Annotated in this window: 15 protein-coding genes; 9 read left to right on the top strand and 6 right to left on the bottom strand. The window is 71.2% G+C overall.

Annotation, left to right across the window (positions count from 1 at the left end; genetic code table 11):
* Positions 1 to 120 precede the first annotated feature (120 nt).
* Complete coding sequence (locus tag ACN263_RS17490) at positions 121 to 1,854, bottom strand: cellulose binding domain-containing protein (protein WP_422735396.1); 1,734 nt, start codon at positions 1,852 to 1,854, stop codon at positions 121 to 123.
* Positions 1,855 to 2,723: 869 nt separating this feature from the next.
* Here ACN263_RS17490 and ACN263_RS17485 point away from each other — a divergent pair.
* From ACN263_RS17485 to ACN263_RS17470, 4 genes are all read left to right on the top strand, one after another.
* Positions 2,724 to 4,277, top strand: coding sequence for a pectate lyase family protein (locus ACN263_RS17485; RefSeq protein ID WP_422735395.1), 1,554 nt, complete (start codon positions 2,724 to 2,726; stop codon positions 4,275 to 4,277).
* 95 nt (positions 4,278 to 4,372) lie between these two features.
* Positions 4,373 to 5,062, top strand: a complete 690-nt coding sequence (locus ACN263_RS17480) for a TMEM175 family protein (protein WP_422735394.1) — start codon at positions 4,373 to 4,375, stop codon at positions 5,060 to 5,062.
* An 83-nt stretch (positions 5,063 to 5,145) separates the two neighbouring features.
* Positions 5,146 to 5,904, top strand: a complete 759-nt coding sequence (locus ACN263_RS17475) for a GNAT family N-acetyltransferase (protein ID WP_422735393.1) — start codon at positions 5,146 to 5,148, stop codon at positions 5,902 to 5,904.
* A gap of 59 nt (positions 5,905 to 5,963) precedes the next feature.
* Positions 5,964 to 6,692 (top strand): tetratricopeptide repeat protein, encoded by a 729-nt coding sequence (locus ACN263_RS17470; RefSeq protein WP_422735392.1) that lies wholly within the window; start codon positions 5,964 to 5,966, stop codon positions 6,690 to 6,692.
* A 14-nt stretch (positions 6,693 to 6,706) separates the two neighbouring features.
* On the opposite strand, the gene ACN263_RS17465 is transcribed toward ACN263_RS17470, so the two are convergent.
* Genes ACN263_RS17465 through ACN263_RS17455 form a run of 3 tightly spaced genes read right to left on the bottom strand, consistent with a single transcriptional unit; the run spans position 6,707 to position 9,509 of the window.
* Positions 6,707 to 7,405, bottom strand: a complete 699-nt coding sequence (locus tag ACN263_RS17465) for an NADPH-dependent F420 reductase (protein ID WP_422735391.1) — start codon at positions 7,403 to 7,405, stop codon at positions 6,707 to 6,709.
* Positions 7,406 to 7,435: 30 nt separating this feature from the next.
* The gene (locus ACN263_RS17460) at positions 7,436 to 8,467 is read right to left on the bottom strand and encodes an LLM class flavin-dependent oxidoreductase (RefSeq protein ID WP_422735390.1); all 1,032 of its coding nucleotides are present in this window, start codon (positions 8,465 to 8,467) and stop codon (positions 7,436 to 7,438) included.
* The gene (locus ACN263_RS17455; protein ID WP_422735389.1) at positions 8,460 to 9,509 is read right to left on the bottom strand and encodes an LLM class flavin-dependent oxidoreductase; all 1,050 of its coding nucleotides are present in this window, start codon (positions 9,507 to 9,509) and stop codon (positions 8,460 to 8,462) included. The genes ACN263_RS17460 and ACN263_RS17455 overlap by 8 nt, the downstream gene beginning before the upstream one ends.
* A gap of 109 nt (positions 9,510 to 9,618) precedes the next feature.
* Here ACN263_RS17455 and ACN263_RS17450 point away from each other — a divergent pair, with 109 nt between their 5' ends.
* From ACN263_RS17450 to ACN263_RS17435, 4 genes are all read left to right on the top strand, one after another.
* Positions 9,619 to 10,110, top strand: coding sequence for a MarR family winged helix-turn-helix transcriptional regulator (locus ACN263_RS17450; RefSeq protein ID WP_422735388.1), 492 nt, complete (start codon positions 9,619 to 9,621; stop codon positions 10,108 to 10,110).
* A gap of 82 nt (positions 10,111 to 10,192) precedes the next feature.
* Positions 10,193 to 11,383 carry an MFS transporter gene (locus ACN263_RS17445; protein WP_422735387.1) on the top strand — a complete coding sequence of 397 codons (1,191 nt, stop codon included), beginning with the start codon at positions 10,193 to 10,195 and terminating at the stop codon, positions 11,381 to 11,383.
* A gap of 80 nt (positions 11,384 to 11,463) precedes the next feature.
* The gene (locus ACN263_RS17440; protein WP_422735386.1) at positions 11,464 to 12,081 is read left to right on the top strand and encodes a VOC family protein; all 618 of its coding nucleotides are present in this window, start codon (positions 11,464 to 11,466) and stop codon (positions 12,079 to 12,081) included.
* A gap of 364 nt (positions 12,082 to 12,445) precedes the next feature.
* The gene (locus tag ACN263_RS17435) at positions 12,446 to 15,445 is read left to right on the top strand and encodes a glycoside hydrolase family 95 protein (protein ID WP_422735385.1); all 3,000 of its coding nucleotides are present in this window, start codon (positions 12,446 to 12,448) and stop codon (positions 15,443 to 15,445) included.
* 35 nt (positions 15,446 to 15,480) lie between these two features.
* Here the strand turns inward: ACN263_RS17435 and ACN263_RS17430 are convergent, their stop codons facing one another.
* Positions 15,481 to 16,143, bottom strand: coding sequence for a response regulator (locus ACN263_RS17430; RefSeq protein ID WP_422735384.1), 663 nt, complete (start codon positions 16,141 to 16,143; stop codon positions 15,481 to 15,483).
* A gap of 16 nt (positions 16,144 to 16,159) precedes the next feature.
* Positions 16,160 to 17,287, bottom strand: a complete 1,128-nt coding sequence (locus tag ACN263_RS17425) for a sensor histidine kinase (RefSeq protein WP_422735383.1) — start codon at positions 17,285 to 17,287, stop codon at positions 16,160 to 16,162.
* 144 nt (positions 17,288 to 17,431) lie between these two features.
* On the opposite strand from ACN263_RS17425, the gene ACN263_RS17420 reads away from it, so the two are divergent.
* The gene (locus ACN263_RS17420; protein ID WP_422735382.1) at positions 17,432 to 18,421 is read left to right on the top strand and encodes a carboxymuconolactone decarboxylase family protein; all 990 of its coding nucleotides are present in this window, start codon (positions 17,432 to 17,434) and stop codon (positions 18,419 to 18,421) included.
* The last annotated feature ends 9 nt before the right edge of the window (positions 18,422 to 18,430 follow it).

Raw genomic sequence — 18,430 nt, 5'->3', positions numbered from 1 at the left:
TCGCGACGCCGCCACCGGAGGGCTTCCCTCCGATCGGGGACGGTGCTCCCCGATCGGAGGGAGCCGTGCCGCCGGGCGTGGGTGCGGGCGGGACCGGCCCGCACCCACGCCCGAGCACGCTCAGAGCGTGAACACGAGGGTCGAGATGCTCCGCGCGCCGACGTTGACCGTGGCCCGGCCTCCGCTCACGCTTGTCGGCTGGCTCGCCGCGTTGGCGTTCTGCGAGGTCAGGTAGTACTCCGCCCTGCTGACGTTCTGCGGGGCCTGGATCACGGCGTTGTTGACCGCGCTGTTCGACCGGTTGAGGATGACCAGCGTGATCTTGCCGTCGCCCTGGTAGGCCGTCACCTCCAACGGGGACGCCTTGGAGCTCTTGGTCAGGGCCACCCGCTGGTAACCCGGGCGGACGTACTTCGCGTACTGGGAGAACGCGTAGCCGCGCTTGAGCGGGGCGCCCGCCGTGGTGCCGTACGCCGCCTCACCGTCACCGATGAACGAGTAGTAACGCTTGCCGTACCACCAGATGTAGGCGCTCCAGTTGGCCTCCATCGACTTGTGCACCGTACGCATGATGTCGTCGAGCGTCTCGTTCCAGACGGCCAGGTTGCTGGGGTTGCCCCAGATGTTCGAGCCGCCGCCGTCCGCCGCGTGCAGGTTCCACTCGGTCATCCACACCGGCTTGTTGTACTGGGCGGCCAGGTTGTACGGCGCCAGTCGTCCCGCGGACTCGGTGCCGTACAGGTGGCCGCCGATGTAACCGATGTTGTTCCGGGCGGTCGCGTCGTTCAGGGTCGGGTCGGTGTAGCTGTAGTTCAGGTTGACCGCCTCGGCGACCATCAGCTTGGTGTTCTGCACCTTCGTGCCCTGGTCGCGGACGAAGGTGCGCAGCTCGGTGCCGCTCCAGTCCATCGAGTCGTAGTCCGGGTGCCAGTCCGGCTCGTTCTGCACGGACGTGACGTCGATGGTCACGCCCTGCCCCCGCATGTACTGGACGTAGCTGTTCAGGTGGTTCGCGTAGTCGTCGTAGTAGTCGGTCTTCAGCTTTCCGCCGTTGGTCCTGCTGTTGTTGGTCTTCCAGGCGGCGGGCGCGGTCCACGGCGAGGCGAGGATCTTCACGTTCGACCCGTACGCCTTCGCCGTCTTCAACGAGTTGACGTGGGTCGCCCACTCGCTGGACTCCGGCGAGAGACCGGTCCGCACGATGGACAGCCCGAGCTGGTTGGCGCCCAGCCCGACCAGCGTCTGGGTGTCGGTGGTCGACCAGGCGCTACCCCAGATGGACTGGGCGGCTCCGAAGCCGTCGATGGTCTGGTACCTGGTGGCGCCGTTCACCGTGATGTCCGCCGGTCCGGTGGGCGGCGGTGTGGTCGGGGGTGGCGTGGTCGGCGGCGGCGTGGTGGGTGGCGGTGTCGTGGGGGCCGGCGTCGTGGGCGTCGTGTCGCCCGTGCACGTCACGCCGTTGAGCGCGAAGCTGGTCGGATCGGGGTTGCTGCCCGTCCACGAGCCGTTGAACCCGAACGACACCGTGCCGTTGGTGGCGATGCCGCCGTTGTAGCTGACGTTCTTGGCGGTGACCGCGGCGCCGCTCTGGGTCAGTGTCGTGTTCCAGGCCTGCGTGACGGTCTGCCCGGCACTGTAGGACCAGTTCAGCGTCCAACTGCTGACCGCGTCGCCGAGATTGGTGATGGTGACGTTCGCGCCGAAGCCGCCCTGCCACTGCGAGGACACGGCGTAGTTGACGGCACAGCCGGCGGCTGCGGCACCGGCGGGCGCGGCCAGCGCGACCGCCGTCGACGCCAGCATGACGGCACCCGCCGACACCAGGGCGGCGTTGGTGACCCTTCGTTTTCTCATCAGGCTTCTCCCGAGGTGGTGGTGGCGGCCGACGCGTCCGGCTGGTCGGTTCGGAGAGCGTCGGGCGGTACGTCAGGCGTCGCCGGGAGCGCTCCCAAGCGCGCGACGGTGGGTCGTCGGATCTGCTGTCCAGATCAGCCCGGGCCGGTCATCCTCGACCTACCTGTCGGCCGCCGACCCGACCCCGCGCGACAGATCCGCCGGGGGAGTGGAGCACCGGGGAACGCCGGTGCGGCGGCCGGGAGTCGACGCCGGACCGGCACTCGCGCCGGCGGTGCTGCGGGGCGCGACGAGTGACGGTGCGACGAGCGGGTCCGGCGGGGCTGCGGCACCCTCCTTTGTCGACCGGCTCGTCGGGCGGGCGGCCGCTCTGCTCGTTCGCCGCTCGCGGGTGAGTGCCGCACAGCGAGCGCGCGAAACAGTTTCTCGTTGCCAGGAATTTATTTCGTTCAATGCTCCCTGTCAATGCCCGACCCACCCACCCGACCGCCCCGCCGGCCCTCGGTGATCATGAAGTTATCGCCCCCGGCGGCGGCGTGTCGTGGCGATAACTTCATGATCACCGAGAGTGGGTGTGCGGACTGCAAAAAACCTGCAAACGGTAGCTATTGCGTCGGGGAAAACGCTTTCCCTACGATTGTGTCACGTCGATGTTTCCTCTCGGGGCCGGCTGGTGCGCCTCGGGATTGTGACGGCTGCGTGCCGGTTGGCCAGCGGCTCTGCCGTGCTGTTCTGGGTGAACATATTCTTTCTGGTCGATTCGTAATCGATTGATGTCTTTCCCGGATCGCGCGACGGCAGTCTTGTCGGGCCGCCACTGTCGTCGTCCGGCATCGACGAATCATCCAATTCTTCGAAGGTGAGGCGAGATGAGACGAACAGTCGTGCGCCGGCTTCCGGCGGCGCTCCTGACGGTCGCCGTCGGCGTCGCGGCCGGCGTGACCGTCCAGGGCAACCGACCCGCGGCGGCGGTGGGCGCCGCCACCGGGTACGCCACCCAGAACGGCGGGACCACCGGCGGCGCGGGAGGGCAGACGGTACGCGCCAGCACGGGCACCGCGATCCACGCGGCCCTGTGCGGGCGGGCCAGTAGCAGTACTCCGCTCACCATCGAGGTGACGGGGACGATCAACCACGGCAACACCAGCAAGGTGTCCGGGTCGAGCTGCAACACGGCGGATGGTGTGATCGAGCTGAAGCAGATCAGCAACGTCACCATCATCGGGGTCGGCGGTGGAGCGGTCTTCGACCAGGTGGGCATCCACATCCGCGACTCCCGGAACATCATCGTCCAGAACGTGACGGTGCGGAACGTCAAGAAGTCGGGTTCGCCCACCTCCAACGGCGGGGACGCCATCGGCATGGAGAGCGCGGTCCGCAACGTCTGGGTGGACCACGTCACCCTGGAGGCGTCCGGTGGCGAGGCGGAGGGGTTCGACGGCCTCTTCGACATGAAGGACGACACCCGGTACGTCACCCTGTCGTACAGCATCCTGCGTAACTCCGGGCGGGGCGGCCTCATCGGGTCGAGTGAGAGCGACCTGTCGAACGGCTTTGTCACCTTCCACCACAACCTCTACCAGAACATCGACTCCCGTACGCCGTTGTTGCGTGGCGGTGTCGCCCACATCTACAACAACAGCTACGTGGGCCTGCACGAGTCCGGCATCAACTCCCGGGCCGGGGCCCGGGCCAAGGTGGAGAACAACCACTTCCGGGACTCGAAGGACGTCTTGGGCACCTTTTACACCGACCAGCGCGGTTACTGGCAGGTCAGTGGCAACATCTTCGACAGCGTCACCTGGTCCACCCCCGGCAGCGAGAACTACCCCGCCGGTCCCAACCCGACGTCCACCACCACCGTCAGCGTGCCGTACGCGTACCGGCTCGATGCCGCGAGCTGTGTTCCGAACGTGGTCGGCCAGACGGCCGGCGCCAACACGGGCCTGCGGGTGTCCGACGGAAGCTGCGCGTCCACCACCACGCCGCCCACCACCCCGCCGCCCCCGACCACCCCGCCCCCGACCACGGCACCGCCGACCTCTGCGCCGCCCAGTGGACCGAACCTCAGTCTCGGCGCCGGCGCGGACGGTTCCAGCAAGGCCGGCGGGACCAGCTACGGCAACGTACGGGACGGCGACATCACCACCTACTGGTCACCGATCGGCGCGACCGGCACGATCTCGATCAAGTGGGCATCGCCCACCCGGGTGTCCCGCGTGATCATCCGGGAGCCGTCCGGGACCCAGGGCTCCATCGGAGCCTGGCAGCTCGTCAACCACGACACCGACGCCGTCCTGGCGGCCGGCACGGGTGCGGGCACGATCACGTTCGCCGCGACGACACTGAGCAAGATCACTTTTAGGATCAACGGCTCCAGCGGTACGCCCCGGGTCGGCGAGTTCGAGACGTATGCCAGCTGACCATCGGATGGTGGGTGCGTCGTCACCTCTGCCGGGCGGGTGCCTCGACTCGCAATCACGGTCGGTCGTCGCAACGTCGCTGTTAGCATGCGGCAATGTCCGCAGGTCAACGGGGGATCCAGGCAGGCGACGGCGATCCCGCGGTGACCGACGCCGGTCGCCTGGCGGCGTTCAGCGACGGCGTGTTCGCCATCGTCATCACCCTGCTGGTGCTGGATCTGCGGGTGCCGGATTTCCACGAGGGCGGGCTGGCCGACGGGCTTCTCGACGAAGGGCCGGCGTACCTGGCCTTCGTCGTCTCGTTCATCTACGTCGGCGTCCTCTGGCTGAACCATCACGCCGTGCTCCAGTTGGTGCGGGGCACCACTCCGGCATTCAGCTCCATCAACCTCGGCATCCTCTTCGGCGTCGTGATCATTCCGTTCCCCACCGCCGTGCTGAGTTCGGCGCTGGCCGACGGCAACACCGACGACCTGCGCGTGGCCGTCGTCCTGTACGCGTTCGCCGCGTCCCTGATGTCGGCGCCCTGGTGGGTCCTCTTCGCCTACGTGCGCCGCCATCCGGCGCTGCGCGCCGACACCGTCCACCAGGACCAGGTCCGGGTGCAGGAGGTCCGCCCGATCGTCGGCCTGATCCTCTACGGCCTGACCGGTGTGCTCGGCTGGCTGGTGAACCCGTTCCTCGGTCTGGTCGGCATCATCGTAATGATCATCTTCCATGGTGCCACCAGCCAGGGGCTCCGCGCCGGGCGGTGGTGGCCCGGGGGCGGCGCCCGCCGGAGCTGACCCCCGCCCCACCTCGGTTCGCGCAGGTCGCGGCGCTGCCGCTATGTTTGCGCACGCTCGGGGGAGCGTCTGGGGGGTAAGGAATGACCATCATCGGCGATCGGATGGCGGCGGCGTACGACGACGCCATCGAGGATCTGTGCGGTGCGACACCGAAGGGCCACTACGCGCGACGGAGCACCGCCCGTGCGGCGGTCACCCACGCGCGGGCGGCGACGCTGAACGTGGCGTACGACCTGTCGCCGGAGCCGGATCTCGACGTGCTGCACGAGCTGGCGACCGAGGTGTCCCGGCAGGTCGAGGCGTGGTCGATCATGGTCCGGTACGACGCCGACGGGTCGGTGGCCGAGCTCGCCGCCCGCCACGGGCTCGCCGCGCGCAGCGACCTGCCCCTGCTGGCCGGCGCGGCTGACGAGCTGGTCTTGCGGGCGGACGAGGCGCAGCTCGCCCGGGTGCGCCGGGTCGGCGCGGCGGACAGCGATCGGTACACCGACGTCCTGACCAGGGGCTTCGAAGCGCCGGACGGACTGTTCGGGCCGCTGATGGGCGGCGCGGTGCTCGACGCCGAGCGAATCGACGGCTACCTGTACGAAGAGGACGGCCAACTGCTCGGCACCGGTCTCGGGATGCACACCCGGGGCGTGGTCGGCGTGTTCAACATCGCTGTCGTCCCGGCCGCCCGGGGTCGCGGTCTGGGCCGCGCGATCACCGAGAAGGTGGTGCGCGACGGCGTCGCGGCCGGCGCGGATGCGGCGTACCTGCAGTCCAGCGCGCTGGGCCGGCCGCTGTACGAGTCGATGGGCTTCCGCTTCCAGGAGAACTGGATCGCCTTCCATGCCTGAGCAGCCGCCGCCGGGGCCGGAAAGCCGCGACCAGCCGGGACAGACGAGGGGAACCGACCGTGAGCTTCAGTGAGGACGTCCGCTCGGCCTTCCGTCGGGGCGAGACCGAGGCGGTGGTACGGATGAGCACGGCGGAGATCGAACGTGCGCGGGCCGCCGGCGATGCCGCCAACGAGGTGGAGGCCCGCTACAGCCTGGCCCGGGTGGCGATTCGCGGCGGCGACCTGGCGCTCGGGGAGACACGGGCCCGCGAGGCGCTCGACGTCGCGGTGCGCTCCGGTGACCGTGCGTTGGAGGAGCGGCCCCGGCACGTGCTGGCCGCCGTGGCGCGAATGGCCGGCGACCTGGACCGGGCCCGGGACCTGTACCGCGAGAGCATCGCGCTCAACGAGTCGCTGGGCCGGCCGGAGACGGTGAACTCCGAGACGCACAACCTGGCCTTCTGCGAGCTGGGCCTCGGCAATCTCGCCGAGGCGCGGCGGCTGTTCACCCTCAGCCGTACCCGGGTGTTCCAGCACCGCTGGGACGACTTCGTGCCGTACGTCTGCGTGGCGGGCGCGGCGCTCGCCTCCGCCGAGGGTGACCACCCGCGGGCGGCGCTCATGGTCGGCCTCGCGGACGCGGCGTTCGCGGCCATCGGCCAGGTGCCGGACCCGGACGACGCGGCCGACCTCGCCGCCGTGCGCGAGGCCGCGATCGAGGTGCTCGGCCCGGCGGCCCACGCCGCCGCGCAGGAGCGGGGTCGGCACCTCGACCCCCGCGCGGCGTTCGCCGACGACGACCGCTGAGGGCATCCGGGCGGTCAGGCCGACCGCGCGGCGGCGACGGCCTGGCCGCGCTCCGACTCGGGAAAGCGTCGGAGCATGGCCCGCACCTCGTCGGCGCTGACGTTGGCGCCGAACAACTCGCTGCCCGGTTCGAGGCGTACGCCCTCGGCGAGCGGACCGGCGACGACCGGGTCGAAGCCGAGGGCGTCCACCAGCGCGGCCACCGGAGCGAGGTCGGCCTCGTCGTCACCGGCGATCGCGATGGCCTTGCGCTCGGCCGTGCCCGCCGGCCGCGCCCCGTCCTCGAGATCGTGGTAGCCCATGTGGTTGAACGCCTTGACGACCCGCGACCCGGCCAGGAACGCCTGGACGATCTCGCTGGACGAGGTGCGCGGATCGGTCAGGTCGTCGCGGATGCCGTCGACCTCCCACCAGTAGTTCATCGCGTCGATGACGAGCTTGCCGCGCAGCGCCTCGACGGGTAGCGCCCGGTACTTGCCCAGCGGAAGGGCCAGGATGACGATGTCGGCGTCCGCCACGGCGTCGACTGCGGTCGTCGCCACCGCGCCGGGCGTGAGCACCTCGACGGTCAGGGCGATCTTCGCCGGATCGCCGGAGCCGGCGATGCGCACCCGGTAGCCGGCGGCCAGCGCGAGCCGGGCCAGGACGGTGCCCACCTTGCCGGCGCCGAGGATGGCGAGGGTCCGTGGTCGGTCGGAACCGCTGTCGTTCATGTCTTCCTCTCGAAAGGGGCGGGCGGTGGATCAGCTGGCCAGGATGTCGCGGACCATGGGGATCACCCGGGAGCCGTACAGCTCCACGGCGCGCATCCGCGCGCTCACGGGCTGTGCCCCGGCGGTGTAGATGAGGTCGAACCGGCCGACACCGAGTCCGCGGATGGCGGCGGCCATCCGCCGGGCGACCGTCTCCGGCGAGCCGATGTAGAGCGAGCCGTGCGCCACCTCCGAGTCGAACTCCTGGCGGCGGATCGGTGGCCAGCCGCGCAGCGCGCCGATCCGGTCGCGCATGACCCGGTAGTGCGGCCAGTACAGCTCCTTGGCCTCCTCGTCGGTGTCGGCGATGAAGCCGGGCGAGTGCATCCCCACCGGGTGCGCGGTGGTGCCGAGCTGGTCGGCGGCCCGGCGGTAGAGGTCGATGTAGGGCGCGAAACGTTCCGGAGCGCCGCCGATGATGGCGAGCATGAGCGGTAGGCCGTACCGGGCGGTCCGCACCACCGACTGCGGCGAGCCGCCCACGCCCACCCAGGTGGTGAGGTGTCCGGACTCCGTCTTGGGAAAGACGTCGGCGTCGGTGAGCGGGGCGCGGGTGGTGCCGCTCCAGGTGACCGGCTGCTCGTCGAGCAGCTTCGCGAACAGGTCGATCCGCTCCTCGAACAGCACGTCGTAGTCGGCCAGGTCGTAACCGAACAGCGGGAAGGACTCGGTGAACGAGCCCCGGCCGAGGATGACCTCGGCCCGGCCGTTCGACAGCGCGTCGACCGTGGCGAAACGCTGGAACACCCGGACCGGGTCGTCCGAGCTCAGCACCGTGACGCCGGAGGAGAGCCGGATCCGCGAGGTGCGGGTGGCGATGCCCGCCAGCACCGTCTCGGGCGTCGACACCGAGTACTCCGGTCGGTGGTGCTCGCCCAGGGCGATGACGTCGACGCCGAGATCGTCGGCGAGCACCGCCTCGTCGACGACCTGCCGGATCGCGGCGGCGTGGGAGACGGGCTTGCCGGAGTCGTCCTCCGGCACGTCACCGAAGGTGTCGAGGCCGAACACGAGATCAGACATTTGTGGGCTCCTTCGCCAACAGCTCCCGGACCCGTGGCGCGACCTCGCTGCCGAGCAGCTCGATGGTGCGCGCCCGCGCCTCGCGAGGCAGGTGCATGATGTCGTACTTCAGGTCGAACCGACTCAGTCGCAGGTCGCGGGCCATCGTGGCGATCTTGCGGGCGACCGTCTCCGGCGACCCCACGAACAGCGCGCCGTGGTCGATCTCGGCCTCGTAGCGCTGGCGGTCCGGCTTGTAGAAGCCGCGCTCCTCGGCGAGCCGCGCCACGGTCGGCTGCCAGTACCGCCACCACGTCTCGACGGCCTCCTCGTCGGTGTCCGCGACGAGGCCGAGCGAGTGCTGCCCGACCGGCTGTGCGGCCTGCCCGAACTGTTCGAGCGCCCGATGGTAGAGGTCGACGTGACCGGCGAACCGCTGCGGGCGTCCACCGATGATCGCCAGCATGAGCGGGAGCCCGTGCCGGGCGGCCCGGATCACCGAGTTGGGGCTGCCGCCGACACCGATCCAGGTCGGGATCCCGCCCGGGCGCATCCGCGGGTGCAGCCGTTGCGCGACCAGCGGGGCGCGAACGGTTCCGGACCAGGTGACCGTCTCCTCCTGCTGGAGCCGGAGGAAGAGGTCCAGCTTCTCCTCGAACAGTCGTTCGTAGTCCGCCAGGTCGTAGCCGAACAGGGGAAACGACTCGGTCGCCGACGCCCGACCGAGGACCAGTTGGGCCCGGCCGTCGCTGACCGCGTCCAGGGTGGCGAACTCGTGGTAGAGCCGTACCGGGTCGTTCGTGCTCAGCACGGTGACCGAGGTGCCGAGCCTGATCCGCTCGGTCGCCGTGGCCATCGCCGCGAGCAGGACGGGGGTGGCCGAGTCGTTGTGCCCCTCCCGGTAGTGCTCGCCCAGGCTGAACACGTCGAGCCCGACCGACTCCGCGAGCCGGGCCTCGTCCACCAGCAGCCGGACGGTCTCGGCGTCACTGAGCGTCCGGTCGCCGTCGGTGGCTACCTCGCCGAACGAGTTGAGCCCCAGTTCGAAAGATCCGGCGGACATGTCTCCTCCTCGGCGTTCCTCGCCGTCGACGCGCGGGAAGCGGTCTTCCCGGTTGACGTGTCAATGATGCTAACCTGCGGATTGACACGTCAATTCCCGGGAGACTGGAATGATCGACGACACCCCCGAGCGGCGCAGGGGTCGCCAACTGCCGACGGCGGAGGAGCTGCGGATCTGGCGGGACTTCGTCGAGACGACGGGGGCTCTCACCTCCCGGGTCGGGTCGCGTCTCCAGGTCGACTCTTCCCTCTCGCCGGGCGACTACGCCGTCCTGCTCGCCCTCAGCGAGGCACCGGAGCGGCGGATGCGCTCCTCCGCGCTGGCCGCACACATCGGGTGGGAGCGGAGTCGGCTCTCGCACCACCTGGGCCGAATGGAACGACGCGGGCTCATCCGTCGCGAGGAGTGCGCGACCGTCCCGCGCGGGGCGGAGGTGATTCTCACCCCGGGCGGGGCCGACGCGTTCCAGCAGGCGACCTTCCCGCACCTGCGCACCATCCGGGAACTGTTCGTCGACGCGCTCACGCCGGACCAGTTGCGCGCCGCCGGCGACATCGCGCGGGCGCTGCGCGAGCGCCTAGGGTCTGACGCCGACGAGTAGTCGGCGCATGGAGGCCGGCACATCGGGTACGCGCCTGCGGCCGTCGGACCCGACGTGCCGCAGCAGCCCGAGGAGCACCGACATGTCGAGCACGGGGCGGGCGCGACTCGGACCGAACGTCTCCCTGGTCCTGCTCGGGTCGATCCTCGTGTCGTTCCTGGCCGCCTCGGCGGCCCCGACCCCGCTCTACGGGATCTACCAGGAGCGCTGGCACTTCTCGGCGGTCACCACCACCGTGGTCTTCGCGGTCTACGCGCTCGCGGTGCTGGCGTCGCTGCTCACCTTCGGCAAACTCTCCGACCACGTCGGCCGGCGTCCGGTGCTGGCCGTCGCGATCGCCGTGCAGATCCTGTCGCTGCTGGTGTTCATCCTCGCCAACGGCGTACCCGCGCTGCTGGTCGCCCGCCTCGTGCAGGGGCTCGCGGCGGGCGCCGCCACGGGCGCCGTCGGCGCGGCCATGCTGGACATCGACCGGGCACGGGGGACACTCGCCAACTCGATCGCCCCCGGCCTCGGCACCGGTAGCGGCGCGCTCCTGTCGGCGCTGTTCATCCGCTACCTGCCCGCCCCGACGCGGCTGGTGTACGTGGTCCTCGTCGGGGTCCTGCTGATCCAGGCCATCGGGGTCGCGCTGATGCCCGAGACCGTCACGCGGATGCCGGGAGCGCGCCGCAGCCTGCGACCGGAGATCAAACTGCCGCGCGCGGTACGCGGACCGGTGCTGGTCGTCGCTCCGGTGCTGTTCGCGGTCTGGGCGCTGGCCGGCTTCTTCGGCGCGCTCGGTCCGGCGCTGGTACGCAGTCTCATGGACACCTCGATCGTGGTCGCCGGTCTGGTCCTGTTCGTCTTCGCCCTCTTCGGGTCGGTCGCCGTCCTGCTGCTGCGCGACACCGCCGCGCGGACGGTGATCCTGACCGGGATCGTCGCCCTCATCCTGGGCATGGTCGTCACGGTGGTCTCGGTGATGGCCGAGTCCGTACCGGGGTTCTTCGTCGGTCTGGCGCTCGGCGGTGTCGGCTTCGGCGGCGGGTTCCAGGGCAGCCTGAAGACGATCATGCCGCTGGTCGAGGCGCACGAACGCGCCAGCGTGCTCTCGCTGCTCTACGTCGTCTGCTACGTCGGTTTCGGCCTGCCCACCGTGATCGCCGGCTTCCTGGTGGTGTACGCCGGGGGCCTCCCGCAGACCGCCGACGAGTACTCCGTCGCCGTCATCCTGCTCGCGCTGGTCGCCCTGTTCGGGCTGCGCAGGGCGACCAGGGCGGCACCGGGCTGATGTCCCGAACGCCGTACCTCGCCGGGGCGCAGGACGTAGCGTGGTCGTCGACGGTGGGGCGGTACACCCAGGAGGTCGCGATGAGCCCGAAAGCCGATCGGGGCGAGCCCGGCCTCGCGAGCCTCGACGTCAAGGTCGAGGTGATCGTCGTCCCGGTGGCGGACGTCGACCGCGCGAAGCGGTTCTACCAGGGCCTCGGCTGGCGACTCGACCAGACACCGCCCGGGATCGTCCAGTTCACCCCGCACGGCTCCCCGTGCTCGGTGCAGTTCGGCACGCAGCTCACGTCGGCCGCGCCGGGTTCGGCGACGGCGTACCTGGTCGTGTCGGACATCGAGGCGGCCCGTGACGCGCTGGTCGCCGCCGGCGTCGAGGTGGGGGACGTCTTCCACGTCACCCCGGATGGGCCGGCCGACGGTCCCGACCCGGAGCGCCGCAGCTACGTCTCGCGGGCCACGTTCCACGACCCGGACGGCAACACCTGGTTGATGCAGGAGATCACCACCCGTCTGCCCGGGCGCGTCGAGAGCGAACTGACGTCGTACCGGTCGGCGACCGACCTCGCGGACGCGCTGCGGCGCGCGGCGGCCGCCCACGGCGAGCACGAGGAGCGCACCGGCCAGCGGGACGACAACTGGCCCGACTGGTACGCGAGATACCTGGTGGCCGAGCAGTCGGGGGCGACGCTGCCCGAGTGAGCCCGCGCCCAGCCGCGCCCGCCGGTCCACGAGGCCGACGCGGCGCGGCTGCGGCCATTCATCGGACGTATTGCCTCCCCTGGTCTCGCTCGCCCCTGCCGTGGTGAACGCATCTCCCCACCCCGCTGTCACCCGGGTCGCACCCGGGTCGCCATAGGCCGCCGCCGATCAATGATCCGCCAGCGATCGACCGTTGCCTATTGCGTGACGCCGGAGTAATCTTCCCGAAACACATCGGACGTTTGGTCGTCCACGGGTCTGCCTACGACCTGCGCTGCACGGTCGGTGCCACCGCGCGGATCCACTATCGGGGGTCGTCGTTGTCGCGCTTGGGTGGCCGCACCGGTCACCGTTTGGAGGATCGATGTCAGACCTGACCCGGCGACAGGCCCTCAAGATCGGCGCGGCCGGCGCGGGTGGCGCGCTGCTGCCGCTGCCGTGGACGGCGACCGCCAATGCCGACTCCGTCGCGCCGCCGCAGGTGCTGGCCGCCAACGACCTCGCCCTCTGGTACGACGAGGGTGCCGGCACGGACTGGCTGCGGGCCCTGCCGATCGGCAACGGCCGGCTCGGCGCGATGGTGTTCGGCAACGTCGACGCCGAACGACTCCAGCTCAACGAGGACACCGTCTGGGCCGGCGGCCCGCACGATCCCAGCAACACCCGAGGCGCGGCCGCGCTGCCGGAGATCCGGCGGCTGGTCAACGCGAACCAGTGGACCCAGGCCCAGGACCTCATCAACCAGACCATGATGGGCAACCCCGGCGGGCAGTTGGCGTACCAGACCGTCGGCAACCTCCGGCTGGCGTTCGGCTCGGCCAGCGGAGCGTCCCAGCACAACCGCACGCTCGACCTCACCACCGCGACGGCCACCACGTCGTACGTCCTGAACGGCATCCGCTACCAGCGGGAGGTCTTCGCCAGCGCACCGGACCAGGTCATCGCGATGCGACTGACCGCCGACCGCAACAACTCGATCAGCTTCACCGCCACCTTCGACAGCCCGCAGCGCACCACGGTGTCCAGCCCGGACGGCACGACGATCGGCCTCGACGGCGTCTCCGGCAACCAGGAGGGCGTCACCGGGCAGGTCCGCTTCCTCGCCCTGGCCAACGCCACCGTCACCGGCGGCAGCGTGTCCAGCTCGGGCGGCACCCTGCGCGTCACCGGCGCCACCAGCGTCGTCCTGCTGGTCTCCATCGGCTCCAGCTACGTCAACTACCGCAACGTCGGCGGCGACTACGGGGGCATCGCGCGGCAGCGCCTGAGCGCCGCCCGCGCCTACAGCTACGACCAGCTGCGCACCCGGCACGTCGCCGACTACCAGGCGCTGTTCGGCCGGGTGACGCTGGACCTGGGCCGCACCTCCGCCGCCGACCAGACGACCGACGTACGCATCGCCCAGCACAACAGCGTCAACGACCCGCAGTTCTCCGCGCTGCTGTTCCAGTTCGGGCGGTACCTGCTGATCTCCTCGTCGCGCCCCGGCACCCAGCCGGCGAACCTCCAGGGCATCTGGAACGACTCGCTGACGCCGTCCTGGGACTCGAAGTACACGATCAACGCCAACCTGCCGATGAACTACTGGCCGGCCAACACCACCAACCTGGCCGAGTGCCACAACCCGGTCTTCGACATGGTCCGGGAACTCGCCGTCACCGGAGCGCGGACCGCCCAGGTGCAGTACGGCTCCGCCAGTGGCTGGGTCACCCACCACAACACCGACGCGTGGCGGGCCACCGCCGTCGTCGACGGCGCGTTCTGGGGCATGTGGCAGACCGGCGGCGCGTGGCTGTCCACGTTGATCTGGGACCACTACCTGTTCAACGGTGACATCGAGTTCCTGCGGACGAACTACCCGGCCATGAAGGGCGCCGCGCAGTTCTTCCTCAACACCCTCGTGACCGAGCCGACCCTCGGTTACCTGGTGACCAACCCGTCGAACTCGCCGGAACTCAGCCACCACTCGAACGCCAGCGTGTGCGCCGGCCCCACCATGGACAACCAGATCCTGCGCGACCTGTTCGACGGCGTCGCCCGGGCCAGCGAGATCCTCGACGTGGACAGCACCTTCCGGGCCCAGGTCCGGGCCACCCGGGACCGGCTCCCTCCGATGAAGGTCGGCTCGCGCGGCAACATCATGGAGTGGCTCTACGACTGGGTGGAGACCGAGCCCAACCACCGGCACATCTCCCACCTGTACGGCCTCGCCCCGAGCAACCAGATCACCAAGCGCGGCACCCCGCAGTTGTTCGAGGCCGCCCGTCGTACGCTGGCGCTGCGCGGCGACGACGGCACCGGCTGGTCGCTGGCCTGGAAAATCAACTTCTGGGCGCGGATGGAGGAGGGCAAGCGGGCCCACGACCTGATCCGCTACCTCGCCACCACCGCCCGGCTCGCCCCGAACATGTTCGACCTGCACCCGCCCTTCCAGATCGACGGCAACTTCGGCGCCACCGCCGGCATCGCCGAGATGCTGCTCCAGAGCCACATCGGGGAGCTGCACATCCTGCCCGCGCTGCCGCCGGCCTGGCCCAGCGGCCGGGTGACCGGGCTGCGCGGCCGTGGCGGGCACACGGTCAGCATCACCTGGGCGAGCGGCGCGGCCACCGAGGTGCTGGTACGACCGGACCGCGCCGGCACGGTCCGGCTACGGTCGCGGTTCCTGACCGGCACCGTCAGCGTCGTCGACACCGCCGACGGCACCTCACCGCGGGTGACCCGGGTCGAGTCCGACCTGATCGAGGTGACCGTGCAGGCCGGACGCACCTACCGGGTCACCAGCACGGGCGCCACCACGCCGACGCTGGAACAGAGCTTCACCAACGCCGGCATCACCAACGACAGCAACACCAACGTCGGCAACTTCGACGGCAACGGGGCCACCCTGTCGGCGCAGGCCCTGGCGCAGGCCGGCGCGAGCCCGGGCAGCACGGTGAGCCGCAACGGGGTGAACTTCCGCTGGCCCAACGTCAGCCCCGGCACCGCCGACAACGCCATCGCCTCGGGCCAGACCATCGGCATCAGCGGCACCGGCAGCACGCTCGGCTTCCTCCTGACCGGCACCTACGGGGCCGTGTCGGGCACCGGAACGGTGGTGTACGCGGACGGCACCCGCCAGACGTTCACCCTCAGCACGCCCGACTGGTACGGCGGCCCGGTGTCCGGGGCGACCGCCGCCATCGTGTCCGCGTACCAGAACCGGCCCAACAACGGTCGCCAGGCCACCGCCGCGTGCATCTACTACGTGGGCGTCGCCCTGCAGAACAAGGCGGTGACCCAGGTCGTGCTGCCCAACATCAGCGCCCGTGCGGCGGCGAACGTGCCGACGATGCACGTCTTCGCCATCGCGATCGGGTCCTGACACCAGCTCGCGTCGCGCCGCCGGTGACGGCACGGTCACCGGCGGCGCGGCGTGATCAGTCCCGACTCGTACGCCCACACGACCAACTGCGCGCGGTCCCGGCAGTGCAGCTTGGTCATGGCCCGGTTCACGTGCGTCTTGGCGGTCAACGGGCTGATCACCATGCGTTGGGCGATCTCGTCGTTGGTCAGCCCCCGGGCGACCAGCTCGACGATCTCCTGCTCCCGGGCGGTCAGCACGTCCCGACCGGCGCTCGGCGCGGCCGGGGGTGGCCCGGCCACGAACTCGCTGATCAGCGTACGGGTCACGGCCGGCGCGAGCAGCGCGTCGCCACCGGCCACGACGGCGACGGCCTGCAACAGGTCGGCGGGGTCGGCGTCCTTGAGCAGGAAACCGCTCGCGCCCGCGCGCAGGGCGGCGAAGACGTACGAGTCGAGCCCGTAGTTGGTGAGGATGAGGACGCGGGTCGCGGCGAGGTCGGGGTCGGCGGCGATGCGTCGGGTCGCCTCGATCCCGTCGAGTCCGGGCATCTGCACGTCCATCAGCACGACGTCCGGGCGGAGGCGTCGGGCGAGTTGGACGGCCGACGTGCCGTCGGTCGCCTCGCCCACCACCTCCAGGTCGTCCTCGGCGGCCAGCAGCGCCCGGAAACCGGCCCGCATCAGCGCCTGGTCGTCGGCGAGCAGGACCCGGATCATCGGTGTGACCGCCCGGTCATGCCGGCCCGTCCAGCGGGAACGTGGCCCGCACCGTGAACCCGTGGTCGTCGTTGGCGGCGGCCCGCAGGGTGCCGCCCAGCCCGCTGACTCGCTCCCGCATGCCGCGCAGTCCCACCCCCGGCGTCGGCGGTCGGGCCGGTGACGCCTGCCCGTCGTCGCTGACCGCGACGGTCAGCCCGGCCGGGGCGTACTCGACCAGGACGCGTGCGGTCGCGGGCCCGGCGTGCCGGGCCACATTGGTCAGCGCCTCCTGGACGACCCGGTAGCCGGCCTGGTCGACCTCGTCCGGCAGGGGCCGTGGCCGGCCGGTGACGGTCACCTGGACCGGCACGCCGACCGCCCGGGTCCGTTCGGCGAGTTCGTCGACCCGGGCCAGCCCGACGCGGTCGTCGTCGGGCGTGCGCAGGACGTCCAGGGTGGTGCGGAGTTCGCGCATCGCGGCGGCGCTGGCCTCCTGGATCGCCAGCAGCGTGGCCGACGGCTCGTCGCCCTGTTTGCGGGCCAGGTGCACGGCGATGCCGGCCTGCACCTTGATCACCGAGATGCTGTGCGTCAGGGAGTCGTGCAGGTCGCGGGCGATGCGCAGGCGCTCCTCGCCGGCCCGCCGCAACGCCATCTCCTCACGGGTGCGTTCGGCCTCGATGGCCCGCTGTTCGACCTGCTCCAGGTAGGCCCGACGGTGCCGGCCGACCAGTCCGGCGACGTTGGCCGCCACGAACCAGCCCAGCAGCAGCGCCGTCCGCTCGACGATGAGCTGGTTCGGACGGTCGACCGGCGCCACCGAGACGTCGTGGGCCAGGAAGCCGCCGAGGAAGGCGACGCTGGCCACGACGGAGGCGAACCGGTACCCCCGCCACGCGGCCAGGTAGACCACGCCGAGCACCGGGAACGCGGCGGACACCCCGGAGTGCACCCGGATGTGCAGGGCCAGCATGGCGACGGTCACCACGCCCAGCGCGAGCACCGGATGGCGTCGGCACACGCCGAGGGCGGCGGCCATGACGAGCACCAGGGTGACGTCGAGGGCCCCGACCGTCGCGGCGTCCGGTGCGAGCGCGGCGTTGCCGAGCAGGAGACCGCCGAGGACGAGGCCGCTGACGACGTACGGCAGGTCGCGGCGCATGGTCGCACTGTAGAACGACCGTCCGCACGGGAGCATCCCGCGCGCGCGGTAGATCAGGCGTACCACGGTCGTGGTATCCGGGCGGCGGGAAGTGTCTGCGCCGGCACGACGCCTTCGCGGGCCGTCGCCGCGAGCATCGACCGCATGACATACCGCTTCTTCACCCCCGTCCCCACCAGGGCGGCCACCGGTCGCACCGCGGCGGTCTACCAACAGCTCCGCGAGGACTTCCTCGGACCGCTGCCCACCTTCCAGGCGCTCTCGGCCGTGCCCGAGGTGCTGGCCGCGACCTGGTCGCTGCTGCGCGAGGCCCTGCTCGCCGGCGACACGTCCCGGGTCGACCGCGAACTCGTCGCGGCGGTGGTGTCCCGGGCCAACGGCTGTCAGTTCTGCCTCGACGCCCACGTGCTGCTGCTGCACGCCCTCGGCGAGCACGGGTTGGCCGAGGTCGTCGCCCGGGGCGAGACGCCGGCCGAGCCGCGACACGCCGAACTCGCCCGCTGGGCCCGGGCCAGCCGCAGTCCCCGCGCCGGGGACTGGACCAGCCGGTACGGCCCCGAGGTCACCGGCACCCTGCTCGCGTTCCACTTCGTCAACCGGGTCGTCTCGGCGCTGCTCGACCCCGACCTGCTCCCCGGCGGCCTGCAACGCGCCCCGCTGGTGCGCTCGGTCGGGGGACGGCTGTACGCCAGGTCCGCGCGGGAGCCGAAGGAACCCGGACGCAGCCTCGCACTCCTGGACCCCAGCCCGACACCGCCGCCGGCCTGGGCCGGGGGCAGCCCGGTCGGGGTCGCGTACGCGTCGTTGCGCGACGCCGCCACCCGGGGCGGCGAGCTGCTGGGTGACGTGGCCCGCCAGACCGTGACGGCCACCGTGCGCTGGGAGGACGGCCGGTTCCCGACCCGGCCCGCGGACTGGGCCGTCGACCTGGTCCGGGACGTGCCCGGCCGGGACCGGGTCGGCACGCGGATCGCGTTGCTGGCGGCGTTCGCGCCCAGTGCGGTGAGCCCGGGCGACGTCGCCCTGTGGAAGCTGTCGCACCCGGCCGACGCCGACCTCGTCCGGATCGTCGCCTACGGGGCGATCACCGCCACCGACCACGTCGCCCGGGCGTTGCGCTCGGCGCAGCTCTAGGAGCCCAGC

Source organism: Micromonospora sp. WMMD729, assembly GCF_049315225.1.
Taxonomy (GTDB): domain Bacteria; phylum Actinomycetota; class Actinomycetes; order Mycobacteriales; family Micromonosporaceae; genus Micromonospora.
The sequence above is the reverse complement of the archived record's forward strand: the minus strand, read 5'-3'. Positions and strand labels throughout refer to the sequence as shown.

Coding starts and splice junctions, on each gene's coding strand:
- ACN263_RS17480 (WP_422735394.1), top strand. CDS start 4,373: ATGTCCGCAGGTCAACGGGGGATCCAGGCAGGCGACGGCGATCCCGCG.
- ACN263_RS17445 (WP_422735387.1), top strand. CDS start 10,193: ATGTCGAGCACGGGGCGGGCGCGACTCGGACCGAACGTCTCCCTGGTC.
- ACN263_RS17475 (WP_422735393.1), top strand. CDS start 5,146: ATGACCATCATCGGCGATCGGATGGCGGCGGCGTACGACGACGCCATC.
- ACN263_RS17435 (WP_422735385.1), top strand. CDS start 12,446: ATGTCAGACCTGACCCGGCGACAGGCCCTCAAGATCGGCGCGGCCGGC.
- ACN263_RS17465 (WP_422735391.1), bottom strand. CDS start 7,405: ATGAACGACAGCGGTTCCGACCGACCACGGACCCTCGCCATCCTCGGC.
- ACN263_RS17460 (WP_422735390.1), bottom strand. CDS start 8,467: ATGTCTGATCTCGTGTTCGGCCTCGACACCTTCGGTGACGTGCCGGAG.
- ACN263_RS17430 (WP_422735384.1), bottom strand. CDS start 16,143: ATGATCCGGGTCCTGCTCGCCGACGACCAGGCGCTGATGCGGGCCGGT.
- ACN263_RS17450 (WP_422735388.1), top strand. CDS start 9,619: ATGATCGACGACACCCCCGAGCGGCGCAGGGGTCGCCAACTGCCGACG.
- ACN263_RS17425 (WP_422735383.1), bottom strand. CDS start 17,287: ATGCGCCGCGACCTGCCGTACGTCGTCAGCGGCCTCGTCCTCGGCGGT.
- ACN263_RS17455 (WP_422735389.1), bottom strand. CDS start 9,509: ATGTCCGCCGGATCTTTCGAACTGGGGCTCAACTCGTTCGGCGAGGTA.
- ACN263_RS17485 (WP_422735395.1), top strand. CDS start 2,724: ATGAGACGAACAGTCGTGCGCCGGCTTCCGGCGGCGCTCCTGACGGTC.
- ACN263_RS17490 (WP_422735396.1), bottom strand. CDS start 1,854: ATGAGAAAACGAAGGGTCACCAACGCCGCCCTGGTGTCGGCGGGTGCC.
- ACN263_RS17440 (WP_422735386.1), top strand. CDS start 11,464: ATGAGCCCGAAAGCCGATCGGGGCGAGCCCGGCCTCGCGAGCCTCGAC.
- ACN263_RS17420 (WP_422735382.1), top strand. CDS start 17,432: ATGACATACCGCTTCTTCACCCCCGTCCCCACCAGGGCGGCCACCGGT.